We start from the raw sequence: 26,663 nt of genomic DNA on the forward strand, positions 1-26,663 counted from the left end.
CGCACCCCTGACGCGCCGCTCCGGTCAGCGCGTGCGGCGGGCGACGCGGAAACCGTCGACGGCGAGCACGGTCAGTGCGACGGCGAGGATGCCGTACACGAAGACGTCCGCGCCCTGCATGCGCTCGCCGAGCAGCACCCGCCAGGCGAAGACCACCTCCGCGGAGACCGAGACCAGCCCCGCGAGCAGGAACATGCCGCCGAACAGCACGGAGGCGGCGATCGACGCGAGCACACCGCCCGCGGAGGAATGCTGCACCGCCACGCCCGTCTCCGTCCCTCGCGACGTCGTGCCGCCCTCTCAGGATATCCGCGCCCGACGCGACGGCCGGCTGCTCAGTACGCTGGCCCGATGGAACCCGTCACCCTGCGCACCGATCGCCTCGTCCTCAGCATCCCGACGGAGGCCGACGTCGACGAGATCACCTCGGCCTGCCAGGACCCAGAGGTGCCGCGCTGGACGCCGATCCCGAGTCCCTACTCGCGCGCCGACGCCGAGGCCTTCGTGGAGAAGGTCGCACGCTGGTGGGACGATGGTTCGGAGGCGGTGTGGGCCGTGCGGATCGACGGCGCGCTCGCGGGCATGGTCGGCCTGCATCAGATCGCCGGCCACCACACCGGCGGCAACGCCGAGCTCGGCTACTGGAGCGTCGTACGCTTCCGCGGGCAGGGCGTGATGACCGAGGCGGCACGCGCGGTCGTGGACTGGGGCTTCGCGGAGCTCGGCCTGGCCCGCATCGGCTGGCGCGCGACCGTGGGCAACATCCCGTCCGCCCGCACCGCGCGTACGCTCGGCTTCCGCTACGAGGGGATGCTGAGGCAGGGGCTCACCGGTCCGCGCGGCCGCGACGACGGCTGGATGGCCGCGCTGCTGGCATCCGACGACCGGACTCCGGTGGAGTGGCCGGTGCTCGCCGGCTGACACGCGGGGAATCGGCCCGTCCGCCCGCGCGCCGCTACGGTGTTGCGGATGGAAGCCGTCACCATGCGCACCGCCCGTCTCGTCCAGCGCCGCTACGCGCGCGTCTCCGCCGAACTCGCGGCCGACTTCTCTGCGCTGCGCGACGAAGGGATGCTGCGCGCCGGCGTCTCACCGGAGAGCGCGGCGCGCATCACGATGGCGGCGCTCGACGGCCTGCAGCTGCAGTGGCTGCTGGCGCTCTCTGACGAAGGGGCGGAGCCCGTCGACATGGTCGCCGAGGCGCGGCAGTTCCTCTCACTGCTGGTGCGGTAGACGCCCCCTGGCCGGATGTCGCAGACCGGTGGCAGGATGAACCCATGCCCGAGATGCCGGAGGTGCAGGGGCTCGTCGACTACCTCGGCGACCGCGCGGTCGGCCACGCGATCACCCGCACGAGCGTGGGCGAGATCGCCGCGCTGAAGACCTACGACCCGCCGAACACGGCCCTGCACGGCGCGACGATCACCGCGACCGCGCGGTACGGAAAGTTCGTCGATCTCGCCTGCGGCGACGAGTTGCACCTGGTCTTCCATCTCGCCAAGGCCGGCTGGCTGCGCTGGTACGACGATCTGCCGTCCACGCTCATCAAGCCCGGCAGGAGCCCGATCGCGCTGCGCGTCGCGATCGACGACGGGAGCGGCTTCGACCTCACCGAGGCGGGCACCAAGAAGTCACTGGCGGTGTACGTGACGCGCGATCCGCAGGACGTGCCCGGCATCGCCCGGCTCGGTCCCGACCCCTTCGATCCGGCGTTCACGCGCGACGCGTTCGCCGCTGTGCTGGCCGGACGCCGCACGCAGATCAAGGGACTGCTGCGCGATCAGGGGCTGATCGCCGGCATCGGCAACGCCTACTCGGATGAGATCCTGCACGCCGCGAAGATGTCGCCGTACGCCCCGGCGGCGAACCTCGACGACGCCGAGATCGATCGGCTCTACGACGCGATGCAGACGACGCTGCGGGAGGCGACGGCCGAGGCGTCCGGCAGACCGCCCGCCAGTCTCAAGGACGCCAAGCGGTCGGGCTTCCGCGTCCACGCGCGTCGCGGAGAGGCCTGCCCCGTGTGCGGCGACACCATCCGCAGCGTCTTCTTCGCCGATCGCAGCCTGGAGTACTGTCCCACCTGCCAGACCGGCGGCAAGCTCCTCGCCGACCGCCGGCTGTCCCGCCTGCTGAAGTAGCGCATCGGCGGGTGCACGGCCGGACGGCTTCGCGCGCAGACAATGCGCCAGGAGGAAAACGCCGCTCCCCCGGCATCCGCACCTGCGATTTCCTCCTTGCACCGCGACACGTCCGCCCACGGACTCCGCCGCAGTCGTCCACGAACTCCAGCAAGGAGAAAAACGCCGCGTCGCCCACATCCGCAGCGGCGTTTCCCTCCTTGCATGTGGGGCCCGCCGTACCCTCCCACGATCCGCTCGGCCTCTGCGAAACCGCGGCAAGGAGGAAAACGCACCCCGCGGTGCCGGCGGCAGGGGCACTTTCCTCCTTGTGCGAACCGGGGCAGCGAGGCCTGCAGAAAACGAGCGCATGCGCGGGAATGAATCGACGGATGCCGCGTTGACTAGACTCAGAGCATCAACGTGCTCCGGGGTCGGTGAGAATCCGAACCGGCGGTGACAGTCCGCGAACGCCCGCCAGGGCGCCGATCCGGTGGAACTCCGGAACCGACGGTGATGCGGGAGGCGACTCCTGCTAGTCCGGAAGAGAGGAAGCACGGCGTGCACACGCGCGCCTCGGCACCCCCGGAGTCCGGAAAGGACCGCGGATGACAGCGACCGAGGCGGAGCGCGACGCGATGTCGCGCGCGCTCGCACTGGCCGCGAACGGCCCCCGCGGACTGAACCCGCAGGTGGGCGCCGTCATCCTCTCCCCGCGGGCGAGATCATCGCCGAGGGCTGGCATCACGGCGCCGGCACCCCGCATGCCGAGGTGGACGCGCTCTCGAGGCTCGCACCCGGCGCCGCGCAGGACGCCACGGCGATCGTCACGCTCGAGCCCTGCAATCACACCGGCCGCACAGGTCCCTGCTCCCAGGCACTCATCGACGCCGGCGTCGCCCGCGTCGTGTACGCCCTCGACGATCCGAGCGAGAGGGCCGGCGGCGGCGCCGAACGGATGCGCGCGGCCGGTGTGGACGTGCAGTCCGGCGAGCAGGCGGATGCCGCGCGCGACCTGATCGGCGACTGGCTCGCCGTGCAGCGCCTCGGCCGCCCGCACGTCACCGTGAAATGGGCGCAGAGCCTCGACGGTCGCGCCGCGGCATCCGACGGCACCAGCCAGTGGATCACCGGACCGGCAGCGCGCGCCGACGTGCACGCGCGGCGCGCGGCATCCGACGCGATCGTCGTCGGCACCGGGACGGTGCTCGCCGACGACCCCTCCCTCACCGCCCGCGACGGCGAGGCCCTGTACCCGCGGCAGCCGGTTCCCGTCGTGATCGGATCCCGCGAGACACCGGCGGATGCCGCGGTGCGGCGCCATCCGCATCCACCGCTGTTCTACGGCACGCGTGACCTGACCGCCGTGCTCGACGACCTGCGCGAGCGCGGTGTGCAGCGCGTGTTCGTGGAGGGCGGCCCGACTCTCGCGAGCGCGTTCCTGGCTCAGGGGTTCGCCGACGAGATCCTCGCGTACCTCGCCCCCGTGCTGCTCGGCGGCGACCGGCTCGCACTCACAGACATCGGCGTCGACACGATCTCCGGCGCCCGCAGACTCACGATCGACGAATGGCTGCCGCTCGGCGACGACCTGCTCGCGATCGCGCATCCGTCCACTGCTGCAGAAGGAGCATGATGTTCACCGGAATCATCGAGGAGATCGGCGAGATCACCGCCATCACGCCCTCGGGCGACGGCTGGCGCCTCACCGTGCGCGCGCCGAAGGCCGCCTCCGACGCCGTGCACGGCGAGTCGATCGCCGTCAGCGGCGTCTGCCTGACCGTGGTCGGCTCCACCGCCGACACCTTCGACACCGACGTGATGAAGCAGACGCTCGACGTCTCGGCCCTGGCATCCGTCGAGGTCGGCACCCGCGTCAACATCGAGAAGGCGATGCCCGTGGGCGCGCGTCTCGGCGGCCACATCGTGCAGGGGCACGTCGACGGCACGGGAGAGGTGCTCGAGGTGCGCCCCGGCGACCAGTGGCGAGTGCTGCGCATCTCGCTGCCCGCCGACCTCGCCCCGCTCGTGGTCGACAAGGGCTCGATCACCGTCGCCGGCACGTCGCTCACGGTAAGCGCCGTGAGCGACCCCGGTGCGCCCGACGCCTGGTTCGAGGTCTCTCTCATCCCCGAGACCCTGATCGCCACCATCCTGGGCGCGCTCGCCGTCGGCGACCGCGTCAACCTCGAGACCGACATCCTGGCCCGTCATGTCGAGCGCCTGCTCGCGTTCCGATCCGAAGGAGGCTCGCGATGAGCCTGTCCACCATCACCGAAGCCGTCGACGCGCTGCGCGCCGGCAGGCCGATCATCGTCGCCGACGACGAGAACCGCGAGAACGAGGGCGACATCATCATCTCGGCCGAGCTCGCGACGCCTGAGACGATGGCCTGGATGGTGCGCTGGACCTCGGGTCTGATCTGCGCGCCGATGCCTGCCGATCTCGCCGACCGGCTGAACCTGCCGCCGATGGTCGAGGCGAACGAGGACGCCCGCTCGACGGCCTACACGGTCAGCGTGGATGCCGCGGAGGGCGTGACCACGGGCATCAGCGCGCACGACCGTTCGCACACGCTGAACGTGCTGGCAGATCCGGAATCGACCGCGAAGAGCGTCATCCGGCCCGGTCACATCCTGCCGCTGCGCGCCGTCGACGGCGGCGTGCGCCAGCGCGGCGGGCACACCGAGGCCGGCGTCGAGCTGATGCGCCTCGCGGGCCTGCAGCCGGTCGCCGCGATCGCCGAGGTCGTGGCCGAGGACGGCAGCATGATGCGGCTTCCCGCCCTGCTCGAGCTGGGAGAGCGCGACCGGGTGCCGGTGATCACGATCGAGCAGCTGATCGGATACCTGAACGAGACCGATCCTCGCGACGAGGCCGACTGCGTCGCGACCAGCAGCCGGCGCCGGGTGAGCCTGCGCGCCGACGCCACCGTGCCCACGGAGCACGGGACCTTCCGCTTCCTCGCGTACAAGGACCGCATCACCGGCACCGACCACATCGCGGTCGTCTCCGGCGAGCCCGCTGAGACGGCGCTCGTGCGGGTGCACTCCGAATGCCTGACCGGTGAGGCGTTCGGCTCGCTGAAGTGCGAGTGCGGGCCGCAGCTGCAGGCCGCGCTCGACGCGATCGAGCAGGACGGCGGCGTGGTCATCTACATGCGCGGCCACGAGGGCCGCGGCATCGGCCTGATCAACAAGCTGCGCGCGTACAGCCTGCAGGAGGAGGGACTCGACACGGTCGACGCCAACCTCGCCCTCGGGCTGCCCGCCGACGCCCGTGAGTACGCTGCGGCCGCCGGCATCCTCGCCGACCTCGGCGTGTCCAAGGTGCGGCTGCTGACGAACAACACCGACAAGGTGAAGCAGCTGCGCGAGCTGGGCCTCGACGTCGTCGAGCAGGTTCCGCTGATCGTCGGCGTCGGACCGAACAACCACCAGTACCTCGAGACCAAGCGCGACCGCATGGGCCACATCATCGGCGAGTCCGAACTCGCCGAGGCTCTCGCGCAGGGAAAGGACCACGCATGAGCGGCGCAGGAGCCCCCACCCCGCAGAGCCCGATCGCCGGAACCGGCCTGCGCGTCGTGGTCGTCGCCGGAACCTGGCACGACGTCATCACGGACGGGCTCATCGCTGGCGCCCAGCGCACGCTCGACGCCGCCGGCGCCGCACACTCGCTGGTGCGCGTGCCCGGTTCGTTCGAGCTGGCCGTCGCCGCGCAGGCGGCGTTCGCCGGCGGCGCCGATGCGGTCGTCGCGTTGGGCGTGATCATCCGCGGCGGCACCCCGCACTTCGAATACGTCTCCGCCGCCACCACTGACGGGCTCACCCGGGTGGCACTGGATGCCGGCAAGCCGGTCGGCTTCGGCGTGCTCACCCTCGACGACGAGCAGCAGGGCATCGACCGCGCGGGCCTTCCCGGCTCGAAGGAGGACAAGGGCGCCGAGGCGGCGGATGCCGCGCTGCGGACCGCACGTGTGATCGCGGAGCTGCGCGGCTGACGCCCTCTCGAAACTGCAAGCCCGCGCCGAGACGGGGCGGCAACGCCGCAGTCTCGGCGCGGGCTTGCAGTCTGGGGGCTTCGAAGCGTCGTCCGCTCGGCTAGCCTGAAGCCATGGAAACCCTCCGCGATGTCGTCGTGTTCGTCCACCTTCTCGGGTTCGCCGTGCTCTTCGGAGCCTGGGCGGCTCAGGCGTTCGGCGGCAAGCGGCAGTTCACGCAGCCGATGAACGTCGGCCTGGCGATCGCCGGAGTCGCCGGCCTCGCACTGGCGGCGCCGTGGGGCATCGACTGGACGCCGGGCATGAGCTTCTACATCAAGATCACGGTGAAGCTCGTGGTCCTGATCATCATCGGCGGCCTGATCGGCATGGGCATGGCGAAGCAGAAGCGCGGCGAGGCGGTGCCCGCCGGCGTGTTCTGGACAGTCGGCGTGCTCGCCCTGCTGAACGCGGCGCTCGGCTTCTTCTGGCACTGAAATCCGCGGCCGCGCGACCGTGTCCGCGCGGATCAGTATGATCGACTCACCTGCGCACTGCGCCGTTCATCATCGAGGCTGATACCGACGCGGACGCGGGCATCCGGAACTCCCCCGGATCCGTCCCGCACCACGACGGTCCCCATTCCGAGCCTCGATGTCATGGAGGTTCTCATGCGCAAGACGTTCCGCACCGCTGCTCTGCTCTCAGCATCCGTTCTCCTGCTCGCCGGTTGCAGCCAGACCGGCGGAGGCTCAGAAGGCAGTGCGGATGGCGGGCTGAAGGGCAGCGGCTCCGGCGACACCTGCACCATCGACGGCACCGTGCCCGTCGCGGCGGCGCTCAGCCTGACCGGCGCGGCGGCGAGCTACGGCGAGTCCCAGCAGAAGGGGCTCGAGCTGGCGGCCGAAGAGCTGAACGCGCAGGACGGCGTGAAGTACAAGCTCACCGTCGAGGACGACGGCACCGACCCGCGGCAGGCGATCGGCCTGTTCGAGCAGTTCGTCGGCGACGGCACCAGCCTGGTGATCGGCCCCACCCTGTCGAACACCGCGTTCCAGGCGCAGCCGGTCGCGCAGGACGGCGGTCTGCCGGTGCTCGCGATCTCGAACACCGCTGCGGGCATCACCGAGCAGGGCGACTTCATCTTCCGCGACTCGCTCACCGAGGGACAGGTGATCCCGCAGACGATCGCGGCGGCCACCGAGAAGCAGGACCTGAAGAAGGTCGTGGTGATGTACTCGAACGACGACGCCTTCACCAAGTCGGGCTACGACGTGATGGCGCAGTCGCTCGAGGACAACGGCGTGGAGGTCGCCGACACGCTCACCTTCTCGGTGAAGGACACCGACTTCCGCAGCCTGCTCACCGCGGCGAAGCAGAAGAACCCCGACGCGCTCGTCGTCTCAGCGCTGATCGAGGCGGCGATCCCGCTGGTCACCCAGGCCCGTGAGCTCGGCATCGACGTGTCGATCATCGGCGGCAACGGCTTCAACAACCCGCAGCTGATGGCGGATGCCGGCGACGCGGCCGAGGGCGTCATCGTCGGCGCAGCCTGGAACTCGGCGTCCGACAGCCCGGAGAACACCGCGTTCATGGAGGCGTTCCAGAAGAAGTTCGACTCCGCGCCCGACCAGTTCGCCGCCCAGGCCTACACCGGCCTGAAGGTCGTCGACCACGCCGTGCGCACCAACTGCTCCGGCGAGCGCGACGACATCCGTGACGGGCTGACCAAGGTCAAGGACCTGCCCACCCCGCTCGGGTCGCTCAGCATCAACGAGAACCGCGACGCCGAGCACGCCGCCGTGGTGCAGATCGTGCAGGACGGGAAGTTCGCGGTCCTGAACTGACGCCGTCCGCTCCACAGAGGGAACCACCATGCAGCAGCTGCTGAACGGCCTGTTCCTCGGCTCGATCTACGCCCTTTTCGCCATCGGATTCACGTTGGTGTTCGGCATCCTGGATCGGCTGAACCTGGCCCATCCCGCGGTCTTCACCGCCTCGGCGTTCGTGGGCATCTGGGTCAGCGATGCCTTCGACCTGCCGATCGCCCTCGTGCTCGTCATCGTGTTCGCCTTCGGGGCGGTGATGGGTCTGCTCATCGAGCGCATCGCGTTCCGCCCGCTCAAGGACCGGCCGGATGCGCACTTCGCGGGGCTGATCTCGTCAATCGCGATGGCGGGCATGATCGTGGCGCTGCTGCAGGCCGCCTTCGGCCCGAACACGCGGCGGTTCCCTCCCGGCACCGTCTCGGAGAGCACCGTCGAGTTCGCCGGTCTCACCGCCAGCGTGCTGCAGATCGGCATCCTGGTGGTGTCGCTGGGCCTGATGGTGGCGCTGAGTCTGCTGGTGCACCGCTCGTCGCTGGGCCGCTCGATGCGCGCGGTCGCCGAGAACCCCACCGCCGCGCGAGTGCTGGGGGTGAACGTCGATCGGGTCACCGCCCTGACATTCGCCATCTCGACCGCGCTCGGCGCCGTGGCCGGCGTGCTGTTCGCGCTGAACGTGAACAGCGCCCAGCTCGGCATGGGCAGTGCGATCGAGTTGAAGGGCCTCGCGGTGATCATCGTCGGAGGCATGGGGTCGCTGTCGGGCTCGCTCGTAGGCGGCCTCATCCTCGGCGTCGCCGAGGTGTTCGCGATCCAGTACATCGGCTCGAGCTGGCGCGATCTGATCGCGTTCGCGCTGCTGTTCCTCATTCTGCTGGTGCGGCCGCAGGGCCTGTTCGGCAAGCGCCGGGTGCGGGAGGTGTGACGTGTTCACCGAGTCCACACTGGTCTTCATCGCGCTGAACGCGATCTTCGCGTACTCGTTCTACGCCGTACTCGTGGCCGGGCAGCTCAGCCTCGGACAGGCCGGGTTCGCGGGGCTGGCCGGCTTCACCGCCGCGGCCCTCACGCCCCCGCCTCTGCAGTGGGGACCACTGCCGACGCTGCTGTTCGCCATGGCGGTCGGGATGCTGGTCGGCGCGGTCACCGCGGTGATCCTCGGCCTGCCCACGATGCGGCTGCGCGGTGTGTATCTCGCGATCGCGACGCTCGGATTCGCCGAGGCGATCCGCATCATCATCATCAACTCCTCCTGGACCGGCGGCGCACAGGGCATGCCGGTGCCGAAGGTGCTCACGCCGGCGATCGCCTGGATCGTCCTCGCGGTGGTCACCTACTGGTTCGCCCGGCAGTCCAGGTCTCGATACGGCCGGGCACTCGAGGCGATCCGCGAGGACGAATTGGCCGCCCGCTCGCTCGGCGTCAACGTCAGCGGCCACCGGCTGTCGGCGTTCATCGCCGCGGGAGTGCTGGCCGGCCTGTACGGCGTGATGTGGGCGTACTACGTGCGCCTGATCGCCCCCGAGGACTTCGGGTTCAGCGCGGCGATCGACGGCCTCGTCACCGCGGTCGTCGGCGGCACGGCCAACTTCGTCGGTCCGCTCCTGGGCAGCGGGTTCCAGACGCTGCTGCCCGAGATTCAACGCGCGATCGGCATCGAGGCGGGCTGGATCCGCCCGTTCCTGTCGGGTCTGCTGCTGCTCGTGGTCATCCTGTATCTGCCGGGCGGTCTGGCCAGCCTCATCCCGCGGCGCCGGCAGAAGGTCGATGTCTCGACGATCGACGCGGACGCCGCCGGGCTCGCGCTGCGCGAGCACCCGGCGAAGGGCGAGATCGTCGCAGAGCTGAAGGGACTCTCGAAGGAGTACGGCGGCGTGCACGCGGTGCGCGGCGTCGACCTCACTGTGCGCAGCGGCGATGTGGTGGGGCTGATCGGCCCGAACGGCGCGGGCAAGACCACCCTGGTGAACATGATCTCGGGACTGATCCCGCCCTCGGGCGGCACCGCCAGCGTCCTGGGCGTGCGCGTCGGGCGCACCGCGGTGCACAGGATCGCGGCAGCGGGCGTGACCCGCACCTTCCAGCACTCCAAACTGTTCAACAGGCTCACCGCGCTCGAGAACGTGCTGATCGGCGCGCACCTGGTGGCCCGGCCGACGTTCCTGCGCAGGCTGCTCTGGCTGCCGTCGGCGCGTCGCGACGAGCGCACCGCCCTCGCACATGCCGCGCAGTGCCTGCGCCGGGTGGGGATGCTCGACCGCGCGAACGTCACCGCGAAGGCCCTCTCGTACGGCGACCAGCGCCGGCTGGAGATCGCCAGGGCTCTGGCCGCCGATCCCACTCTGCTGATCCTCGACGAGCCGGCTGCCGGCATGAACCACGTCGAGGCCGCCGAGTTGTCGGAGCTGATCCGCCAGCTCGCCGCCGACGGGCTGACGATCATCTTCATCGAGCACAACGTCGGGATGGTGCTGAGCACCTGCGACCATATCGTCGTGCTGAACTTCGGCGAGGTGCTCGCCGATGGAACGCCGGCCGAGATCGCCGCGGACGAGCGGGTCATCGAGGCCTATCTCGGCGCCGCTTCGCAGGACGACGGATCGGATGCGGCGACCGCCGCCACGCCGGGGAAGGAGGACGTGTGATGGCCGGACCGCTGCTGAGCGTACAGGATCTCACCGTCTCGTACGGCCGGGTGGAGGCCGTGCGCGGTGTCTCGTTCGACGTCGAGGCCGGGTCGCTGGTCACCCTCGTAGGTGCGAACGGCGCCGGGAAGTCGTCGATCATCAATGCGGTCTCGGGGTTGGTGCGCCCCTCCGGCGGACGCATCCTCTTCGACGGCGACGACATCACCCGCGCCAAGTCGCACAGGCTGGTGCCGCGCGGGCTGGTGCAGGTGCCGGAGGGCCGTCAAGTGCTGGCCACCATGACGATCACCGAGAACCTGCAGGTGGGCGCCCGCTCGCACGGCCGAGGCGCCGGGGCCGCGATCGACGAGATCTACCGGCGCTTCCCGGTGCTCGGGGAGCGCCGCAGGCTGCCTGCCGGATCGCTGTCCGGTGGCGAGCAGCAGATGCTCGCCATCGCACGCGCCATGCTCGCCCGGCCACGTCTCGTACTGATGGACGAGCCGTCGATGGGTCTGGCCCCGAAGATCGTCGACGAGGTGTTCGCCGTCATCGAAGAGGTGCGCGCGGGCGGCACGACGGTGCTGCTCGTGGAGCAGAACGCCCGCAGGGCGCTGCAGGCCGCCGACGAGGGACACATCCTGCAGAACGGCGAGATCGCGCGCTCCGGCAAGGCGTCAGATCTGCTCGCCGACGACGACATCATCCAGGCCTACCTGGGCACCGGCAGCGGCGGTCCCGCACCGGTCGAGGCCGAGGAAGCGGCCGCAGATGCTCCGGAGGGCCCGGGCTCGTGACCCGTCGCATCCGCCGCCGGGTGCCGACCTGGGGTGCCGTGGCCCCGCTGCTCGGATTCCGCCGACCGGTGTGGAACAGCGTGGATCGCAGGCTCGCGCAGGCGCTGTCCGTGAAGGACCTCGCCCGCATCGCGCGGCGCACCACGCCCCGGTCGGTGTTCGACTACGTGCACGGGGCGGCCGAGGACGAGCTGAGCATCGCCCGCGCCCGGCGGGCGTTTGCGCAGGTCGAGTTCGAGCCGCGTGTGCTGCACGACGTGGCCGAGGTCGACACATCGACGACGATCCTCGGCCGCGCGGCATCCCTGCCGCTGATCCTGGCGCCCACCGGATTCACCCGGATGATGCATCACGAGGGCGAGATCGCGGTGGCGAGTGCCGCCGCCCGCGCCGGCGTGCCGTACACGCTGTCCACGATGGGGACGACGTCGCCGCGAGAGCTGAAGCAGGCGGTGCCGCACGGCGACGACTGGTTCCAGCTTTACCTCTGGAAGGACCGCGACGGCACCCGGCGACTGGTCGACGAGGCGCGCAGCGCCGGCTACGACACCCTGGTCCTCACCGTCGACACTCCGGTCGCGGGCAACAGGCTGCGCGACGCACGCAACGGCCTCACCATCCCTCCGACGCTGAACCCGAAGACGATCTGGGACATGGCGTGGCATCCGGCGTGGTGGTTCAACGTGCTCACCACCGATCCGATCGAGTTCGCCAGCCTGCGGTCGTTCGACGGCACGGTCGCCGAGCTTGTGGCGAAGATGTTCGACCCGAGCCTGAAGATCGAGGACCTGGCCTGGCTGCGCGAGGAGTGGTCGGGCAGGCTCGTTGTCAAGGGCATCCAGTCGGTCGCCGATGCCCGGCGAGTCGTTGACGCCGGTGCCGATGCGCTGGTGGTCTCGAACCACGGGGGCCGCCAGCTGGATCGCGCACCCACTCCCCTGCGGCTGCTGCCCGAGGTCGCCGCGGCGGTCGGCGACGATGCCGAGATCTTCCTCGACACCGGCATCCTCTCCGGCGCGGACGTGCTCGCCGCCGTCGGCCTCGGCGCCGACGCCTGCATGGTCGGCCGCGCGTATCTGTACGGTCTGATGGCCGGCGGCGAGCGGGGTGTCGACCGGATGCTGCAGCTGATGCGCGCCGAGGCGGTGCGCACCATGCAGCTCACCGGGGTCTCAACGATCGCCGAGCTGCGCGGACGCGTGCGCCTGAGCTGATCTGCTCCAGGCCCGCCGTGCCCGCCCACTCCCGCATGAGGGGTCAGGAGATGTCGGGTCTGCGGGCTCTGATGCCGCGATCTCTGACCCCTCATCCGAATCGGTGGGGCGGGGCGCGGACTGGTCGTGGTCCGAGGCCGGGCGTAGCCTGTCGGCATGGCGACGCTCGACGATGTGCGCAGGATCGCGCTGGAGTTTCCGCGGGTCTCCGAGAAGACCGAGGGGCACGGCGGCGGGGCGTCCTGGCGCACGGCGGCCGGGATGCTCGCCTGGGAGCGGCCGCCTCGCAAGCACGACCTCGAGCAGCTGGACGCGCTCGGCCGGGAGTGGCCGGAAGGGCTGATCATCGGCATCCGCGTCGACGGTGAGCAGGCCAAGGCGGCCCTGCTGGAGACCTACCCCGACGTGTTCTTCACGATCCCGCACTTCGACGGATACCCCGCTGTGCTGACCCGCGTCGACGCGATCGACGAGCAGCTGCTGCGCGAGACCCTGACGGATGCCTGGCTGCTGCGCGTGCCCCGCACGGTCGCGAAGGCGTGGCTCGCCGAGCACGGACTGGAGTAGCGCTCAGTCGGCGAGGAACTCCTCGATCGCGGCGATCGTCGAGGCGTTCTCGCGCTGCAGGACGCCGCGGATGCCGACGCCGGCGGCGCCGTCGATCGAGTGCTGTCTGTCGTCGATGAAGAGCACGTCCGTCGGCATCCGCGTCCAGCTTCTCCAGCGCGAGCAGGTAGGCCTGCGGGTCCGGCTTGTTCACGCCCTGCTCGTGGCTGTAGCAGATCGGGTCGAAGATCTCGGAGAAGCCGTAGCGGCGCTCCTCCTCCTCCCTCGCGCCGTCGACGGAGTTCGACAGGATCGCCAGGCCCGCTCGCCCCTGCAATGAACGGGCGTGTTCGATCAGCTCCGTGTTCCCCGTGCCGCAGTAGGTGTCCCAGAAATCAGCGCGCATCGCGTCCCGGTCGTCGGAGGCGAGGTTCAGCGCTGCACCCAAGCGCTGCCAGAACTCATCCGCACGTCCGGTCACGAGATCGATCGGCGGGAGTTCGGCCCTTTCGATCAGCACGTCGAAGTCGGTCTCGTCGATGCCGGCTCGTTCCCGCCAGCGACCCCACCACTCGTCCTGCCAGGCATCGTCGTCGACGATCTCGAGCACGCCGCCGATGTCGAACAGGATCCACTTCTTCGCGGTCATGCGCCCTCCCTCAGTACTGCGCGGGCGCGGCGAAGGCGGGCGAGAGGACGGCGACACGATCTCCAGGACGAGCTTTCGGGGGAATCAGCACCCGCCCACCCTGTCACACGACCAGCGTCAATGAAGGTTGACATCATCCGTGTGTCAACCTAGATTGACACCATGACCACGCGAACCGCGATCTCCACCGACCCCGAGGGCGAGCCACTGGCCGAGCTGCACCGGCTCACCGGCATCCGTCGCGAACTCGCGCGCGCTGAAGAGGCACAGGTGCGCAAGGCGCGCATGACCGGGTATTCCTGGCAGGCGATCGCGAGCGCTCTCGGCATCTCGAAGCAGGCCGCGCACAAGCGGTACGGTCGCCAGTAGCCGGCCTGCCGACGAACGGCGCTCGCAATCAGAGAACGATGACGTCGCAGTACCGCTCTGCAGTCTTCGCCAGTCGCCGGTCGAGCGTCACGAGCGGGACCCCAAGCGCTTCCGCCAGGGCGACGTAGCCGGCGTCATACGCTGAGATGTCGTGACGCATGGCCCAGATGCGCGGCAGAAGCTGCCGCACCGGATGCCGCTCGATCTCGAGTGACGCGAAGACATCAAGAGCCTCCCTCGCCACATGCTGCGGCATGTCGTGGTGCAGTGCCCTGCGACGAAGCACCGAGAGCACCTCCAGGTCCAGTCCGGCATGGGCGTGGAACGCCCCGTCCAGGCTCCACTCGAGCTCACCTCCGACGAGTTCGACGATCGTGGACGCGTCAAGAACCAGTGCCGGCATCCCGCACCGCCCCATCCCGCTGCGCATCGCGTCGTTCCAGTTCTGACTCGCGCTCGGCCCGCACCTCATGGAGCGTCCCGAGGATCTCCTCACGCGTCATCGCCGCACCGCCTGCGATCCGCCGCGCACGTGCAGCTGCCAGGATCTCGGCGTTGCTGCGGTACCTCACGAGCCGTTCCAGTTCACGAGCGACATAGTCGGACAGCGACATGCGCTCGGCCGCCGCACGTTCCTTGAGACGCGCGTGGACCTCATCGGGAAGATTCCTCACCTGAAGCATGCGAGACATGCTTCCATCGTCACATGTGCTGCACATGCACTCAAGAGCAATCTGTGGATAACTCGCTCAGCCCAGGAACAGCGCCCGCAGCCGCTTGGTCGTGAACACCAGCCCGATCGCGATCATGACCACGTAGTAGAGGACGTGCCACAGCATGCCGGGGTACAGCGCCCCGGTGGTCAGTCCGCGGATCAGCTCCACGCCGTGCCACAGCGGCAGCGCCCGCACGATGGCCTGCACCCACTCCGGGTAGACCGTGATCGGATAGAACGTCGCCGAGAACAGGAACATCGGCATCAGCACGAACTGGATCCAGTCCATGTGCTGGAACGCCTTCATGTAGCTGGTCACCGCCATCCCGAAGCTGGCGAAGCCGAACGCGATCAGCGCCACCGCGGGCAGCGCGAAGACCGCTGTCCACGACAGGTTGAGCCCCCAGATCTGCATGATGATCATGAATCCGCTCGCGTAGACCAGCCCGCGCAGCAGCGCGTAGATGATCTCGCCGAGCGCCACGTCGAGCGGGCCGAGCGAGGTCGCCAGCATCCCCTCGTAGAGCTTGCCGTAGTTCAGCTTGAAGAAGACGTTCCAGGTGGAGTCGTAGATCGCGCCGTTCATCGCCGACACGGCGAGCAGGGCCGGTGCGATGAACGCCGCATAGGGCACGGATGCCCCGGACTCGGTCTGAACGTCGCCGATCAGCGCGCCGAGTCCGATGCCCATCGACGCCAGGTACAGCACCGGCTCGAAGAAGCCGGACAGGATCACCACGAAGCTCGACGACCGCGCCGCGATCAGTCCGCGCAGCACCACCGACCAGGGATTGCCGGCCCAGAGCGCCCGCACTCCCCCGGCTCTCACGCGCGGAGCATCCGTCAGCTCGGTGGTCGTCATGCGGCCAGCCTCCTCGCGAAGATGCGGCGGGCGACGACGTAGCCGCCGATGGCGAAGGCGAACAGCACGATCAGGTGCACGGCGATCATCACGCCGCCGGTGTCACGCGCGTAAGACAGATCGCGTCCGAGCTCGGTCGCGTGCCATAGCGGCGAGATCCAGCCGATCCACTGCAGCCACACCGGCAGCGTGTCCAGCGGGTAGAAGGTGCCCGAGAACAGGAACATCGGCATGAACACGAAGCGCTGCACCAGGGCGAACTGTCCGGTGTCCTCCTCGAGCGATGCCGCGTACGCGAGCAACGGGGTGCCGAAGGCGAGCGCGGCGAGGATGCCGACGAGGATCATGACCCACGAGACGGCCGGATTCCCGACAGCAGGGAACAGCAGCAGGAACAGGTAGTAGAGCCCGGCGGTCAGCACGACACGTGCCATCACCCCGATGACCTCGCCGGTCACGATCTGCCCCGACGACAGCGGCGAGGCGCTGAACCCGTAGAAGAAGCGCCGCCACTTGAAGCCGGCCATCACCGGATAGCTGAACTCCTCGGAGGCCACGGTGATCGCGGCGCTCATCAGCAGCGCGGGGGCGACGAAGACGACGTAGTCGACCTGCTGCGAGCCGTCCTGGATCGGAGCCTGGATCAGCGCGGCGAGGCCGAGCGCGAGGCCGACCAGGTACAGTACCGGCTGTCCGACGGCGCCGACGATGATCGTCCAGCCATAGGCGCGCATTGCGCTGACGATGTGCTCGGCGACGTACCACGAGCCCCGGCGGCGAGTGCGACGCGCGGCGGCGATCGCCTCGTCGCGCAGCTCGTCGAGACCATCGGTCGCTGAGCCTGTCGAAGCGCGCCCTTCGACCGGCTCAGGGTCCCAGTGACTCATTCGATCAGCGACCTTCCGGTCAGCCGCAGGAACACGTCCTCCAGGCTCGATCGTCGCACGAGCGAGGTGATCGGATGCAGGTCGCGGGCGCTGACCTGCTCGAGGGCTGCCTCGCCGTCCTGCGCGTACACCAGCACACGGTCGGGCAGCTCCTCGACACGATCGCCGATTCCCTGCATCCGCCGCGCCGCGTCGGCGTTGTGCGCCGATCCGAAGCGCACCTCGAGCACCTCTCGGCTGGAGTGCTCGCGGATCAGCGACGCCGGCGTGCCCTCCGCCATGATCCTGCCCTTGTCGACCACGACCAGCCGGTCGCAGAGCTGCTCGGCCTCATCCATGTAGTGCGTGGTGAGCACCAGGGTCGTGCCCTGCTCCTTGAGCCGGAACAGCCGATCCCAGAGAACGTGCCGCGCCTGCGGGTCGAGGCCCGTGGTCGGCTCGTCGAGCAGCAGGATGCGCGGGTCGTTGATCAGGCCCCGGGCGATCGTGAGCCGCCGCTTCATGCCGCCGGAGAGCTGATCGACCTTCGACGACGCCTTCTCCGCGAGCTGTGCGAAGTCCAGCAGCTCCTCGGCCTTCTCACGGCAGACCTTGGCCGGCAGCCCGAAGTAGCGGCCGTAGATGTACAGGTTCTCGCGCACGTTCAGCTCGCCGTCGAGCGTGTCCTGCTGCGGTACGACGCCGAGGCGGGAGCGGATCTCCGGCCCGTACCGGTCGGGGTCGAGCCCGAGGATGCTGAGCTCGCCGCCGGTGCGCGCAGAGACCGCGCCGACCATCTTCATGGTGGTGGACTTGCCGGCACCGTTCGGCCCGAGCAGCCCGAACGACTCGCCGGGAGCGACGTCGAAGCTCAGTCCGTCGACGGCGAGGAAGTCGGGCTTGCCTTTGACACGGTAGGCCTTGACGAGGTCGCGGGCGGCGATGACGGGAGCGGGCACCCGCCTCACGGTAGTGGATTTCGCCGACATCCGGCATCCGAAACAGACAGGCGACCCATAAGCGAACCGGAGCACAATGGATCCGCCCCCATCGAAGAAGGTCTCCCATGTCTCGCACGGCGACAGCACGCCGACGCGGGCGCGGTGCGCAGCAGGACGGTCCGCGCGCCTCGTTCCGCCAGCTCCTCCCCTTCCTGTTCGAGCACAAGAAGGTGCTGATGGTCGTCACGATCCTCAGCATCATCGGCGCGGCCGCCTCTCTGGTGCAGCCGCTGCTGGTGGGGCAGGTGATCCAGCGCGTCCAGGAGAAACTTCCGCTGGGCATGCTGATCTGGGCGCTGATCGCGTTCGTGATCGTGTCGTCGGTGATCTCGGGCTACCAGCACTACCTGCTGCAGCGCACCGGCACCGCGGTGGTGCTCTCCAGCAGGCGCCGGCTGATCGCCCGCATCCTGCATCTGCCGATCAGCGAGTTCGACGCGCGCCGCACCGGTGATCTGGTGTCGCGCGTGGGCACCGACACGACCCTGCTGTATGCCGTGCTCACGCAGGGGCTCGCGGATGCCGTCGGCAGCGCACTGCTGTTCCTCGGAGCCCTCGTCGCGATGCTGGTGATCGACCCGATCCTCCTGCTGCTGATCGTGCTGGTGATCGGGGCATCCGTGGTGGTCGTCGTGCTGCTCAGCGGTCGCATCCGCACGGCGTCGACCGCACAGCAGCAGAAGGTCGGCGAGCTGGCATCCGGCGTCGAGCGCGCCGTGTCGTCCATCCGCACCGTGCGCGCATCCGGTGCGACCGAGCGCGAGACCGAGGCCGTCACGGGACTCGCGAACGAGGCCTACGGCATCGGCGTGCGGATCGCGAAGATCTCCTCGCTCGTCGTGCCGATCGCCGGCATCGCTCTGCAGCTCTCGCTGCTGGTCGTCCTGGGCGTCGGCGGCTTCCGCGTGGCATCCGGAGCCATCACGATCGCGTCGCTGGTGACGTTCATCATGTTCCTGTTCATGCTGATCATGCCGCTGGGGCAGGCGTTCGGCGCGATCACCTCGGTGAACCAGGCGCTCGGCGCGCTGGGTCGCATCCAGGAGATCCTCGACCTGCCGGCAGAGACCGACGCCGACGAGGCGGATGCCGCAGCCACGGCCGCGCCGGTGGCCGGCTCCACGGCGATCGAGTTCCGCGACGTGCGCTTCCAGTACCCCGAGAACGTCGTCGCCGCGCGTGAGGCGGCCGCGAAGGAGGCGAACGACCTGCTCGCCGACGCGCATCTGGCGGGCGAGGCGGACCCTTCGACGAGCTCAGGCACCCAGCCCGTTCGCGAGGTGCTGCGCGGCGTGTCGTTCGCCGTGCCGCGCGGCGCACGCGTGGCGCTGGTCGGACCGTCGGGCGCCGGCAAGAGCACGATCCTCTCGCTCATCGAGCGCTTCTATGACCCGACCGGCGGCTCGATCCGGCTCGCCGGACACGACCTGCGCACCTACCGGCGCGACGAGCTGCGCGCCCACTTCGGGTACGTCGAGCAGGACGCCCCGACGCTGGCCGGCACGCTCGCCGACAACCTGCGCGTCGCGGTGCCGGATGCCACCGACGCCGACTGCGAGCGCGTGCTGCACGCGGTGAACCTCGGCGATGTGCTCGAGCGCGGTCCGCTGGGCCTGGCGACGCCGGTCGGCGAGGACGGCGTGATGCTCTCCGGCGGCGAGCGCCAGCGCCTCGCGATCGCGCGGGCGCTGCTCACCAAGGCTCCGATCCTGCTGCTCGACGAGTCGACCTCGTCGCTGGACGGCGTGAACGAGCAGCGGATGCGGGAGGCGATCGACGCGGTCTCGGCCGATCGAACTCTGGTCGTGATCGCGCACCGGCTGTCGACGGTCGTCGACAGCGACCTGATCGTGGTGCTGCAGGACGGCGCCGTGGTCGGCCAGGGCACGCACGACGAACTCGTCGAGACGACACCGCTCTATCGCGATCTCGCGCGGCACCAGCTGCTGGTCTGAGGCGCACTCATCGAAACCCCTCGTGGTTGCCGAGCCCCCTCCTGAATCACGGTTGCTCAGGCGGGGTCTCGGCGCGCAGGCGGGGTCTCGGCGCGCAGGCGGGGTCTCGGCGAGCAGGCGGGGTCTCGGCGCGGTCAGGCGGGCCGGGTATCGGCGTGTACCGGAATGGCAGACCAAATGGAGACGATGCGTCTCAGAGACGTGTCACCAAGGGCGCCACTGCACGAAGAGCACCACGAGTCCGGCGACGCCCGCCGCGCCGACCGCGGCGGTCACGAGCGCCGGCAGTCGCCCGCTCACGATGAGCGACTCGTCGCGAACCAGGCCGCCGTGCGCCCTGCGATAGCGGATGGTGCACAGTACCCAGGCCACGACGGAGAGAGCGAGACCGAGAAAGCCGAGCAGCGTCGCCCACGCCCCGAGCGCGTCGGAGAGGTACTTGATCGCCGCGCCGTTGCCGACCGCGAGCGACAGGCAGGTCCGCCGCCAGGCGAGCAGCGTGCGCTCGGTCTGCAGCCCGGCGTCGAACGGACGATCGGCGGACTCGGCAGCGGCATCCGTCACAGGAAGAGCCCCGCGCCGAGCAGCAGGATCGCGATGATCACCCCGGCCGCGATCACGACGCCGGTGGTGGGACCGGGCAGGGCCAGGTGCAGCCGCATCGCGCGCTCGCTGCGCGCCCACGACAGCCAGGCGTGCACGGTCGCGATGACGCCCAGCAGCACGAACAGCACCGCCGCGAGGAAGCGCGGCACCGGATGGATGTCGAGCTGCAGCGCCTCGATCGCTATGCCGACCGCCACCAGCGCGAGCGCCGTGCGGATCCAGGCGAGGAACGTGCGCTCGTTCGCGAGTGAGAACCGGGGATCGGGCTCCTCCCCCACGCCGTACACGCGCCGGGGGAATCGTCGATCGCTCATGTGCCCAGCTTAGAACGCCCCGGACGGCGCCCCGAAACTGCACGCCCGCGCCGAGACCGTGGCGGTGCCACCACGTCTCGGCGCGGGCGTGCAGTTTCAAATGAGAGGTCAGCGGGCCGACGCGAGGCGGTAGCGCAGTGCCGCGAGCTCGCTGCGCAGCGCCGCGGGAGCCGGTCGCCGAAGACGGAGTAGAACTCCTCGGTCTTGTCGGCCTCCTCCTGCCAGGCCGCGGTGTCGACGGCGAACAGCTCGTCCAGGTCGGCCTGCGGGATGTCGAGTCCGTCGAGATTCAGGTCGGAGACGACGGGGAGCCGGCCGATCGGGCTGTCGATGGCGGGGACCCTGCCCTCGATGCGCCGGATGATCCAGTCGATCACGCGTGCGTTGTCACCGAAGCCGGGCCACAGGAAGCGGCCGTCCTCCCCCGGCGGAACCAGTTGACCTGGAAGATGCGCGGTGCGCGGTCGAAGCGCAGGCTGCGGCCCACCTTCAGCCAGTGGTCGAAGTAGTCGCCCATGTTGTAGCCGCAGAACGGCAGCATGGCGAACGGGTCGCGCCGCAGTTCGCCGACGGTGCCCTCCGCGGCAGCGGTGCGCTCGGACGAGATGGTCGAGCCGAGGAACACCCCATGCGTCCAGTCGGTGGCCTCGACGACCAGCGGCACGTTGCTGGCGCGACGGCCGCCGAACAGGATGACGTCGAGCGGCACGCCCTCCGGGTCCTCCCAGTCGTCGGAGATCTGCGGGCACTGCGCGGCCGAGACCGTGAAGCGCGAGTTGGGATGCGCCGCCGGGCGACCGGAGTCCGGTGTCCAGGGGTTGCCCTCCCAGTCGACGAGATCCGCCGGCGGGGTGTCCGTGAGGCCCTCCCACCAGACGTCTCCGTCGGGCCGCAGCGCGACGTTCGTGAAGATCGTGTTGCCCCACAGCGTCTCGACCGCCGTGACGTTGGTCGACTCGCCGGTGCCCGGTGCGACGCCGAAGAAGCCCGCCTCCGGGTTCATCGCGTGCATCCGGCCGTCCTCGCCGGGACGGATCCAGACGATGTCGTCACCGAGCGTCTCGACCCTCCAGCCCGGGATGGTCGGACGCAGCATGGCGAGATTCGTCTTTCCGCAGGCCGACGGGAACGCTGCCGCCATGTGGTAGGCGCGCCCTCGGGCGAGATCACCTTGATGAGCAGCATGTGCTCCGCGAGCCAGCCCTCGTCGCGGGCGATCACCGAGGCGATGCGCAGGGCGAAGCACTTCTTCGCGAGGATCGCGTTGCCGCCGTAACCCGAGCCGTAGGAGTACACCTCGAGCGTGTCGGGGAAGTGCACGATGTACTTCTCGTCGTTGCACGGCCACGCGACGTCGTGCTGTCCCGGCTCGAGCGGGGCGCCGACCGAGTGCACTGTGCGCACCCACGGGGCGCCCTCTGCGATCTGCCGGGTCACCGCGTCGCCGACGCGGGTCATGATGCCGATGGATGCCACGGCGTAGGCGCTGTCGGTGATCTGCACGCCGATGTGCGAGAGCTTTCCTCCGACGGGGCCCATCGAGAACGGCACGACGTACATCGTGCGCCCGCGCATCGACCCCTCGAAGATGCGGTCCATGGTCGCGTGCATCTCCGCCGGGTCCGCCCAGTTGTTCGTGGGACCGGCGTCCTCCTCCTTCTCGGAGGCGATGAAGGTGCGCGCCTCGGTGCGCGCGACATCACTGGGGTGCGAGCGCGCCAGGTATGAGCCGGGACGCCACTCAGGGTTCAGCTTGATGATCTTGCCCTCGTCGACCAGCTCGCGCATGATCGCGTCGTTCTCGGCCACCGACCCGTCCACCCAGTGCACGCGGGCGGGCTGGGTGAGCGCGGCGATGCCGTCGACCCACGCGCGCAGCTCCGCCATCGCCGGAGTGTCGTATGCAGGCGCTGCGCCGTAGCTGCGGGCGGGGGCGACGGCTGAGAGGTGAGGTGTGTACGTCTCGGCGATGGCCATGTCTGCTCCTTCGAAGCGGGTGCTGTGCATCCATCTTCTTCTCGAAACACCGTGACTTTCCAAGGGATGCGAGAGAAAGAACATTGAATCTTTCGCTATGATCAAGACATGGCGAGCACCGGACTGGAACTGACCACCCTCGGCCACCGCATCCGGCACCACCGGGTGGCGCGCGGCCTCACCCTCGACGAGCTCGGTGCCAAGGTCGGCATCGCCGGATCGCAGCTCAGCCTGATCGAGAACGGCAAGCGCGAGCCCAAGCTGTCGCTGCTGCAGGCGATCGCCGAGGCCTGCGGCACCGAGGTCTCCGATCTGATCTCGGGCGAGCCGCCGAATCGCAGGGCCGCGCTCGAGATCGAGCTCGATCGTGCCCAGCGCTCACCCGTGTTCCGCCAGCTCGGCATCGCGCCGGTGCGCGTGACCAAGGGCATGAGCGACGAGACCATCGAGTCCGTGCTCGGCCTGCACCACGAACTGCAGCGCCGCGAGCGCGAGGCGATCGCCACTCCGGAGGAGGCGCGCCGCGCCAACACCGAGCTGCGGCTGCGGATGCGGGCGCAGAACAACTACCGCGGCGACATCGAGAAGCTCGCCGAGAAGCAGCTCAAGGCCGCCGGTCACGTCTCCGGCGCCCTCACGCACCGCACCGTGAGCATCATGGCCGAGAAGCTCGGCTTCGAGCTCATCTATGCGAACGACCTGCCGCACTCCACCCGGTCGCTCACCGATCTCGAGAACGGCCGCATCTACCTGCCTCCGGCGTCCATCCCCGGCGGGCACGGCCTGCGATCGATGGCGCTGCAAGCCATGGCGCACCGGCTGCTCGGGCACACGCCGCCCACCGACTACGCCGATTTCCTGCAGCAGCGCCTGGAGATCAACTACTTCGCGGCGTGCTGCCTGATCCCCGAGACCGCCGGCGTCGCCTTCCTGCAGCAGGCGAAGAAGGACCGCAACCTCGCGGTCGAGGACTTCCGCGACGCGTTCGGCGTCACGCACGAAGCGGCCGCGATGCGCATGACCAACCTCATGACCGAGCACCTCGGCATGCGCCTGCACATGCTGCGCGTGGACTCGTCGGGCGCGATCACCCGGGTCTACGAGAACGACGACCTGCCGCTGCCGATGGACGTCACCGGCGCGGTGGAGGGGCAGCCCGTGTGCCGCAAGTTCCAGGCGCGTGCGGCGTTCGGCCAGCAGAACCGCACCACCGAGCAGCACCAGTACACCGACACCCCGGCCGGAACGTTCTGGTGCGCGACGCAGACCGGCACGTCGAGCGACGGCGAGTTCTCGGTGACCATCGGCGTGCCCTTCGACGACGCCCGCTGGTGGCGCGGACGCGAGACCTCGGCGCGCGCGCAGTCGACCTGCCCCGACGAGGCCTGCTGCCGGCGCCCGGATGCCGAGCAGGTCAACCGCTGGAGCGGCAGGGCCTGGCCGAGCGCCCGTGTGCACACGCACATGTTCTCGCCGCTGCCCCGCGGCGCGTTCCCCGGCGTCGACGACACCGAGGTCTACGACTTCCTCGAGCGGCACGCCGCCGGCTGACGCGGCCGCCGCGCCGTCACCACGAACAGGACGTCCCGGGCGCCGGATCAGCCCGCGCGGAACGCCGCGAAACGGGCGAGGGCGGATGCTGCGCCATCTGCGACCTCGTCCGACGGCGGCGCGAAGAACTGCGGCTCGGGAGCCGGCCCACCGGCGCCGGCATGCGACCAGGTGCCGACGATCCGGCCGTCTGCGACGATCGTGGGTCGCACCATGCCGTTCTTCCCGGGACCGACCGTCATCGCGTGCTCGGGGGCGCACACCGGCGAGCGGTCGGCGTAGGAGATGTAGTACTCGTCGAATGCCGGCAGCGCGTGCACGGAGGCCGCGCGCGGCGCGCGGCGCGGGGCATCCGACGCGGTGAACACGCCGTCATCGATCTCGACCACCCGGCGCCTGCCGCGCTCCACCGCCTCGCGGGCCATGCCGAGCGTGAGCCCCGCCCACCACGCCAGATCGGCCGCTCCGGCCGGCCCGTGGCCGTCGATGTACCGCACGAACAGCTCGGCGAGCGGATCGTCCGGCTGGGCGGCATCCGTGATCCATTCCTCGGCGAGCACGAACAGCTGGTCTTTGCCTGCGACCGGCCCCTGACAGAGAGCGCCGTTGATCGTCAGCACGAACAGCAGATGGATGCCGCGCTGTTCCCGCGGGTCGATGCCGGCCGACTCGAACGCCTCGAACACCTGCGCCCTGGTCATGCCGCCGTCGATGCGCTCCCGGATGACGCGCTCCGCCGCAGCGACGATCCCGTCGTCGATGCCCAGCTGGCGATGGCGGCTCGCCGCCTGCTGGCGCTGCCGCTCCGCCGTCACCGACAGCATCCAGCCGAGGTCACGGGCCGGCACGGTGTGCAGCGTGCCGCGCATCGGCCAGGCCCGCACGATCTCGCCGCGGGTGAACGCGGCGTCCACCTGCGACAGCGTGACGGCGCCGCGGGTGCGTGCGGCGAGCGCCCAGCGTCCGGCCACGAAGTCCTGACTCTGTACCGCGAGCAGGTGCGAAGCGGCATCCGCCACCGTGCGTGCCGGTGCCGTGAGCCGGTGCGAGCGCAGCCGCTCGGCGAGCAGGCGTTTCGTGTTCACCCCGCCATCCTGCCGGATGCCGCAGACACGACTCCGGTCTCACTCGTTGCGGGTGGGAACGGCGTCACACCCGCAACGAGTGAGACCGGAGCAGCGAAGACTCACGCCGTCAGCGTGACCTCACGACGGGTCGGGATGACGACCGGGTGCGAACCGGCCATCGTCTCGATCACGCGGATGACCTGGCAGGAGTAGCCGTACTCGTTGTCGTACCAGACGTACAGCACGACATCGTTGCCGGTGGCGATCGTGGCCAGACCGTCGACGATGCCGGCGCGGTGAGAGCCGACGAAGTCGGTGGAGACGACCTCCGGGCTCTCGACGTAATCGATCTGCTGGCGCAGCCTGGAGTGCAGCGATGCCCGGCGCAGGTAGTCGTTGAGCTGGTCCCGGTCGGCCGGGTTCTCGAGCGTCAGGTGCAACACCGCGAGCGATACGTCGGGGGTGGGCACGCGGATCGCCGAACCGGTCAGCTTGCCGGCCAGCTCGGGCAGCGCGCGTGCGACGGCCTTGGCCGCACCGGTCTCGGTGATGACCATGTTCAGCACCGCGCTGCGACCGCGACGGTCGCCCTTGTGGAAGTTGTCGGTGAGGTTCTGGTCGTTCGTGAACGAGTGCACCGTCTCGACGTGGCCGCGCACGATGCCGTACGCCTCGTCGACCGCCTTCAGCACCGGAGTGATCGCGTTGGTCGTGCAGGATGCCGCGGACAGGATGCGATCCGAGTCGTCGATCGTGCCGTCGTTGATGCCGTGCACGATGTTCTTCAGCTCGCCCTTGCCCGGCGCGGTGAGCAGCACGCGGGCCACGCCCTTCGCGCGCAGGTGCTGCGACAGGCCGTCGGCGTCGCGCCAGCGACCGGTGTTGTCGACGACGATCGCGTCGTGGATGCCGTACGTCGTGTAGTCGACGGATGCCGGATCGTCGGAGTAGATCACCTGGATGCGGGTGCCGTTGGCGATGATCCGGGAACTCGCCTCGTCGACCTCGACCGAGCCCTCGAACCGGCCGTGCACGGAGTCGTGCAGCAGCAGCGAGGCGCGCTTGACGAGGTCGTTCTCGGCGCCGCGACGGACCACGATCGCGCGCAGGCGAAGGCCACTGCCGCCGCTGGTGTGCGCGATGAGGATGCGGGCGAGCAGACGTCCGATGCGCCCGAAGCCGTACAGCACGACATCCGTCGGCTCCGCCGCTTCGGCGCCGAGCGCCGGGGCGAGCACCTCACGGAGGTACTCGTCGAGGTCGCGGTCGTCCGCCGCGTGGCCCTCGACGAGGCGGGCGACGTCGATCGACGAGGCGCCCGGGTTCAGCCGTCGAAGCCCCTCGAGCACCGCCAGGGTGTCCTCCACGCGCAGCTGCGCGTGCCCGAGCTGTGCGACCCGCTCGTGCACCTCGAGCAGTCCCTTGGTCGAGAGGCCGAGCAGGCGGTGTCCGTGCAGGGACGTCACCACGTCGCGCTCGCGGCGGAGCGACCCGATGAGCGGGATCATCCGCTCGGCCAGCTCCTCTCGCGAGGTCCATTCGTCGTGGCGGGCGGCGAAATCGTTCATCTGCTTCCTTGCGATGCGTGCGCGCCTGAGGATGGCGGCGCCGGGCGGGGT

General features: G+C 69.8%; 27 protein-coding genes, 3 pseudogenes and 1 riboswitch. Of the genes and pseudogenes, 17 read left to right on the forward strand and 13 right to left on the reverse strand.

The genetic code is table 11. The features are described from left to right. Positions 1 to 24: 24 nt before the first annotated feature. The gene (locus tag L2X99_RS09370; RefSeq protein WP_236123851.1) at positions 25 to 264 is read right to left on the reverse strand and encodes a hypothetical protein; all 240 of its coding nucleotides are present in this window, start codon (positions 262 to 264) and stop codon (positions 25 to 27) included. An 87-nt stretch (positions 265 to 351) separates the two neighbouring features. Between L2X99_RS09370 and L2X99_RS09375 the strand changes: the two genes are divergently transcribed. The 14 genes and pseudogenes from L2X99_RS09375 (at position 352) to L2X99_RS09440 (ending at position 13,133) form a co-directional block, all read left to right on the forward strand. Then, positions 352 to 921, forward strand: coding sequence for a GNAT family N-acetyltransferase (locus tag L2X99_RS09375; protein ID WP_236123850.1), 570 nt, complete (start codon positions 352 to 354; stop codon positions 919 to 921). 48 nt (positions 922 to 969) lie between these two features. Further along, a complete protein-coding gene (locus L2X99_RS09380; RefSeq protein ID WP_236123849.1) occupies positions 970 to 1,233 on the forward strand; it encodes a TetR family transcriptional regulator C-terminal domain-containing protein in 264 nt (87 codons plus the stop codon). A 44-nt stretch (positions 1,234 to 1,277) separates the two neighbouring features. Then, complete coding sequence (locus L2X99_RS09385; RefSeq protein WP_236123848.1) at positions 1,278 to 2,141, forward strand: Fpg/Nei family DNA glycosylase; 864 nt, start codon at positions 1,278 to 1,280, stop codon at positions 2,139 to 2,141. A 399-nt stretch (positions 2,142 to 2,540) separates the two neighbouring features. Beyond that, positions 2,541 to 2,681: riboswitch (FMN riboswitch) on the forward strand. A gap of 47 nt (positions 2,682 to 2,728) precedes the next feature. Further along, positions 2,729 to 3,756, forward strand: a pseudogene (ribD, locus tag L2X99_RS09390) (bifunctional diaminohydroxyphosphoribosylaminopyrimidine deaminase/5-amino-6-(5-phosphoribosylamino)uracil reductase RibD). Beyond that, the gene (locus tag L2X99_RS09395) at positions 3,756 to 4,379 is read left to right on the forward strand and encodes a riboflavin synthase (RefSeq protein WP_236123847.1); all 624 of its coding nucleotides are present in this window, start codon (positions 3,756 to 3,758) and stop codon (positions 4,377 to 4,379) included. The pseudogene ribD and the gene L2X99_RS09395 overlap by 1 nt, the downstream one beginning before the upstream one ends. After that, entirely contained in the window at positions 4,376 to 5,650 is a 1,275-nt protein-coding gene (gene ribA / locus L2X99_RS09400; protein ID WP_236123846.1) for a GTP cyclohydrolase II, read from the forward strand. Before L2X99_RS09395 ends, ribA begins: the two co-directional genes overlap by 4 nt. Then, positions 5,647 to 6,123, forward strand: a complete 477-nt coding sequence (gene ribH, locus L2X99_RS09405; RefSeq protein ID WP_236123845.1) for a 6,7-dimethyl-8-ribityllumazine synthase — start codon at positions 5,647 to 5,649, stop codon at positions 6,121 to 6,123. The genes ribA and ribH overlap by 4 nt, the downstream gene beginning before the upstream one ends. A 113-nt stretch (positions 6,124 to 6,236) precedes the next feature. After that, positions 6,237 to 6,599 carry a Fe-S protein gene (locus L2X99_RS09410; protein WP_236123844.1) on the forward strand — a complete coding sequence of 121 codons (363 nt, stop codon included), beginning with the start codon at positions 6,237 to 6,239 and terminating at the stop codon, positions 6,597 to 6,599. A 162-nt stretch (positions 6,600 to 6,761) separates the two neighbouring features. After that, positions 6,762 to 7,949 carry an ABC transporter substrate-binding protein gene (locus tag L2X99_RS09415; RefSeq protein ID WP_236135006.1) on the forward strand — a complete coding sequence of 396 codons (1,188 nt, stop codon included), beginning with the start codon at positions 6,762 to 6,764 and terminating at the stop codon, positions 7,947 to 7,949. Between the two features lie 28 nt (positions 7,950 to 7,977). After that, a complete protein-coding gene (locus L2X99_RS09420; RefSeq protein ID WP_236123842.1) occupies positions 7,978 to 8,853 on the forward strand; it encodes a branched-chain amino acid ABC transporter permease in 876 nt (291 codons plus the stop codon). A gap of 1 nt (position 8,854) precedes the next feature. After that, positions 8,855 to 10,573: a branched-chain amino acid ABC transporter ATP-binding protein/permease gene (locus L2X99_RS09425; RefSeq protein ID WP_236135007.1), complete on the forward strand. Its 1,719-nt coding sequence runs from the start codon at positions 8,855 to 8,857 to the stop codon at positions 10,571 to 10,573. Continuing rightward, positions 10,573 to 11,352, forward strand: a complete 780-nt coding sequence (locus tag L2X99_RS09430) for an ABC transporter ATP-binding protein (protein ID WP_236123840.1) — start codon at positions 10,573 to 10,575, stop codon at positions 11,350 to 11,352. The genes L2X99_RS09425 and L2X99_RS09430 overlap by 1 nt, the downstream gene beginning before the upstream one ends. Then, entirely contained in the window at positions 11,349 to 12,566 is a 1,218-nt protein-coding gene (locus L2X99_RS09435; protein ID WP_236123839.1) for an alpha-hydroxy acid oxidase, read from the forward strand. Before L2X99_RS09430 ends, L2X99_RS09435 begins: the two co-directional genes overlap by 4 nt. 156 nt (positions 12,567 to 12,722) lie before the next feature. Continuing rightward, positions 12,723 to 13,133, forward strand: a complete 411-nt coding sequence (locus tag L2X99_RS09440; RefSeq protein ID WP_236123838.1) for an MmcQ/YjbR family DNA-binding protein — start codon at positions 12,723 to 12,725, stop codon at positions 13,131 to 13,133. 3 nt (positions 13,134 to 13,136) lie between these two features. Here the strand turns inward: L2X99_RS09440 and L2X99_RS17870 are convergent, their stop codons facing one another. Both L2X99_RS17870 and L2X99_RS18550 read right to left on the reverse strand, forming a co-directional pair. Further along, positions 13,137 to 13,271 (reverse strand): hypothetical protein, encoded by a 135-nt coding sequence (locus L2X99_RS17870; protein WP_268928496.1) that lies wholly within the window; start codon positions 13,269 to 13,271, stop codon positions 13,137 to 13,139. 58 nt (positions 13,272 to 13,329) lie between these two features. Next, positions 13,330 to 13,761: pseudogene (locus L2X99_RS18550) on the reverse strand (HAD-IA family hydrolase); the annotation flags it as partial. Between the two features lie 162 nt (positions 13,762 to 13,923). Here L2X99_RS18550 and L2X99_RS09445 point away from each other — a divergent pair. After that, positions 13,924 to 14,130 (forward strand): AsnC family protein, encoded by a 207-nt coding sequence (locus L2X99_RS09445; RefSeq protein WP_236123836.1) that lies wholly within the window; start codon positions 13,924 to 13,926, stop codon positions 14,128 to 14,130. Positions 14,131 to 14,158: 28 nt separating this feature from the next. Here L2X99_RS09445 and L2X99_RS09450 read toward each other — a convergent pair whose 3' ends face one another. From L2X99_RS09450 to L2X99_RS09470, 5 genes are read right to left on the reverse strand one after another with little or no spacing between them, the layout of a single operon-like run. Further along, positions 14,159 to 14,533, reverse strand: a complete 375-nt coding sequence (locus L2X99_RS09450; protein ID WP_236123835.1) for a type II toxin-antitoxin system VapC family toxin — start codon at positions 14,531 to 14,533, stop codon at positions 14,159 to 14,161. Next, complete coding sequence (locus L2X99_RS09455) at positions 14,514 to 14,822, reverse strand: FitA-like ribbon-helix-helix domain-containing protein (protein WP_236135008.1); 309 nt, start codon at positions 14,820 to 14,822, stop codon at positions 14,514 to 14,516. The genes L2X99_RS09450 and L2X99_RS09455 overlap by 20 nt, the downstream gene beginning before the upstream one ends. 57 nt (positions 14,823 to 14,879) lie before the next feature. After that, positions 14,880 to 15,707, reverse strand: a complete 828-nt coding sequence (locus L2X99_RS09460) for an ABC transporter permease (RefSeq protein ID WP_236123833.1) — start codon at positions 15,705 to 15,707, stop codon at positions 14,880 to 14,882. Further along, positions 15,704 to 16,594 carry an ABC transporter permease gene (locus L2X99_RS09465; RefSeq protein ID WP_236123832.1) on the reverse strand — a complete coding sequence of 297 codons (891 nt, stop codon included), beginning with the start codon at positions 16,592 to 16,594 and terminating at the stop codon, positions 15,704 to 15,706. The genes L2X99_RS09460 and L2X99_RS09465 overlap by 4 nt, the downstream gene beginning before the upstream one ends. After that, a complete protein-coding gene (locus L2X99_RS09470) occupies positions 16,591 to 17,532 on the reverse strand; it encodes an ABC transporter ATP-binding protein (protein ID WP_236123831.1) in 942 nt (313 codons plus the stop codon). Before L2X99_RS09470 ends, L2X99_RS09465 begins: the two co-directional genes overlap by 4 nt. A 107-nt stretch (positions 17,533 to 17,639) precedes the next feature. Between L2X99_RS09470 and L2X99_RS09475 the strand changes: the two genes are divergently transcribed. Then, on the forward strand, positions 17,640 to 19,529 hold the full coding sequence (locus L2X99_RS09475) for an ABC transporter ATP-binding protein (protein WP_236123830.1): 1,890 nt from the start codon (positions 17,640 to 17,642) through the stop codon (positions 19,527 to 19,529). A 204-nt stretch (positions 19,530 to 19,733) separates the two neighbouring features. Here the strand turns inward: L2X99_RS09475 and L2X99_RS09480 are convergent, their stop codons facing one another. The 3 genes and pseudogenes from L2X99_RS09480 to L2X99_RS09490 all read right to left on the reverse strand — a co-directional run bounded on the left by L2X99_RS09480 (position 19,734) and on the right by L2X99_RS09490 (position 22,426). Beyond that, positions 19,734 to 20,093 (reverse strand): DUF202 domain-containing protein, encoded by a 360-nt coding sequence (locus L2X99_RS09480; protein WP_236123829.1) that lies wholly within the window; start codon positions 20,091 to 20,093, stop codon positions 19,734 to 19,736. Continuing rightward, on the reverse strand, positions 20,090 to 20,449 hold the full coding sequence (locus L2X99_RS09485; protein WP_236135009.1) for a YidH family protein: 360 nt from the start codon (positions 20,447 to 20,449) through the stop codon (positions 20,090 to 20,092). The genes L2X99_RS09480 and L2X99_RS09485 overlap by 4 nt, the downstream gene beginning before the upstream one ends. A 108-nt stretch (positions 20,450 to 20,557) precedes the next feature. Continuing rightward, positions 20,558 to 22,426, reverse strand: a pseudogene (locus tag L2X99_RS09490) (phosphoenolpyruvate carboxykinase (GTP)). 108 nt (positions 22,427 to 22,534) lie between these two features. On the opposite strand from L2X99_RS09490, the gene L2X99_RS09495 reads away from it, so the two are divergent. Beyond that, a complete protein-coding gene (locus tag L2X99_RS09495) occupies positions 22,535 to 23,977 on the forward strand; it encodes a helix-turn-helix domain-containing protein (protein WP_236123827.1) in 1,443 nt (480 codons plus the stop codon). Between the two features lie 47 nt (positions 23,978 to 24,024). Here L2X99_RS09495 and L2X99_RS09500 read toward each other — a convergent pair whose 3' ends face one another. Both L2X99_RS09500 and L2X99_RS09505 read right to left on the reverse strand, forming a co-directional pair. Then, the gene (locus L2X99_RS09500) at positions 24,025 to 25,062 is read right to left on the reverse strand and encodes a winged helix DNA-binding domain-containing protein (protein WP_236123826.1); all 1,038 of its coding nucleotides are present in this window, start codon (positions 25,060 to 25,062) and stop codon (positions 24,025 to 24,027) included. A 101-nt stretch (positions 25,063 to 25,163) separates the two neighbouring features. Continuing rightward, positions 25,164 to 26,612, reverse strand: coding sequence for a glyceraldehyde-3-phosphate dehydrogenase (locus L2X99_RS09505; RefSeq protein WP_236123825.1), 1,449 nt, complete (start codon positions 26,610 to 26,612; stop codon positions 25,164 to 25,166). Positions 26,613 to 26,663 lie beyond the last annotated feature (51 nt).

This window comes from Microbacterium sp. KUDC0406 (assembly GCF_021582875.1).
In the GTDB taxonomy this organism is placed as follows: Bacteria; Actinomycetota; Actinomycetes; order Actinomycetales; family Microbacteriaceae; genus Microbacterium.

Excerpts from the sequence above, each read along its gene's own strand:
- L2X99_RS09420 (WP_236123842.1), top strand. The coding sequence starts at position 7,978 with ATGCAGCAGCTGCTGAACGGCCTGTTCCTCGGCTCGATCTACGCCCTT.
- L2X99_RS09450 (WP_236123835.1), bottom strand. The coding sequence starts at position 14,533 with ATGCCGGCACTGGTTCTTGACGCGTCCACGATCGTCGAACTCGTCGGA.
- L2X99_RS17870 (WP_268928496.1), bottom strand. The coding sequence starts at position 13,271 with ATGCCGACGGACGTGCTCTTCATCGACGACAGACAGCACTCGATCGAC.
- L2X99_RS09410 (WP_236123844.1), top strand. The coding sequence starts at position 6,237 with ATGGAAACCCTCCGCGATGTCGTCGTGTTCGTCCACCTTCTCGGGTTC.
- L2X99_RS09430 (WP_236123840.1), top strand. The coding sequence starts at position 10,573 with ATGGCCGGACCGCTGCTGAGCGTACAGGATCTCACCGTCTCGTACGGC.
- ribH (WP_236123845.1), top strand. The coding sequence starts at position 5,647 with ATGAGCGGCGCAGGAGCCCCCACCCCGCAGAGCCCGATCGCCGGAACC.
- L2X99_RS09465 (WP_236123832.1), bottom strand. The coding sequence starts at position 16,594 with ATGAGTCACTGGGACCCTGAGCCGGTCGAAGGGCGCGCTTCGACAGGC.
- L2X99_RS09455 (WP_236135008.1), bottom strand. The coding sequence starts at position 14,822 with ATGTCTCGCATGCTTCAGGTGAGGAATCTTCCCGATGAGGTCCACGCG.
- L2X99_RS09445 (WP_236123836.1), top strand. The coding sequence starts at position 13,924 with ATGACCACGCGAACCGCGATCTCCACCGACCCCGAGGGCGAGCCACTG.
- L2X99_RS09475 (WP_236123830.1), top strand. The coding sequence starts at position 17,640 with ATGTCTCGCACGGCGACAGCACGCCGACGCGGGCGCGGTGCGCAGCAG.
- ribA (WP_236123846.1), top strand. The coding sequence starts at position 4,376 with ATGAGCCTGTCCACCATCACCGAAGCCGTCGACGCGCTGCGCGCCGGC.
- L2X99_RS09415 (WP_236135006.1), top strand. The coding sequence starts at position 6,762 with ATGGAGGTTCTCATGCGCAAGACGTTCCGCACCGCTGCTCTGCTCTCA.
- L2X99_RS09375 (WP_236123850.1), top strand. The coding sequence starts at position 352 with ATGGAACCCGTCACCCTGCGCACCGATCGCCTCGTCCTCAGCATCCCG.
- L2X99_RS09485 (WP_236135009.1), bottom strand. The coding sequence starts at position 20,449 with ATGAGCGATCGACGATTCCCCCGGCGCGTGTACGGCGTGGGGGAGGAG.
- L2X99_RS09385 (WP_236123848.1), top strand. The coding sequence starts at position 1,278 with ATGCCCGAGATGCCGGAGGTGCAGGGGCTCGTCGACTACCTCGGCGAC.
- L2X99_RS09395 (WP_236123847.1), top strand. The coding sequence starts at position 3,756 with ATGTTCACCGGAATCATCGAGGAGATCGGCGAGATCACCGCCATCACG.
- L2X99_RS09505 (WP_236123825.1), bottom strand. The coding sequence starts at position 26,612 with ATGAACGATTTCGCCGCCCGCCACGACGAATGGACCTCGCGAGAGGAG.
- L2X99_RS09460 (WP_236123833.1), bottom strand. The coding sequence starts at position 15,707 with ATGACGACCACCGAGCTGACGGATGCTCCGCGCGTGAGAGCCGGGGGA.
- L2X99_RS09380 (WP_236123849.1), top strand. The coding sequence starts at position 970 with ATGGAAGCCGTCACCATGCGCACCGCCCGTCTCGTCCAGCGCCGCTAC.
- L2X99_RS09495 (WP_236123827.1), top strand. The coding sequence starts at position 22,535 with ATGGCGAGCACCGGACTGGAACTGACCACCCTCGGCCACCGCATCCGG.
- L2X99_RS09440 (WP_236123838.1), top strand. The coding sequence starts at position 12,723 with ATGGCGACGCTCGACGATGTGCGCAGGATCGCGCTGGAGTTTCCGCGG.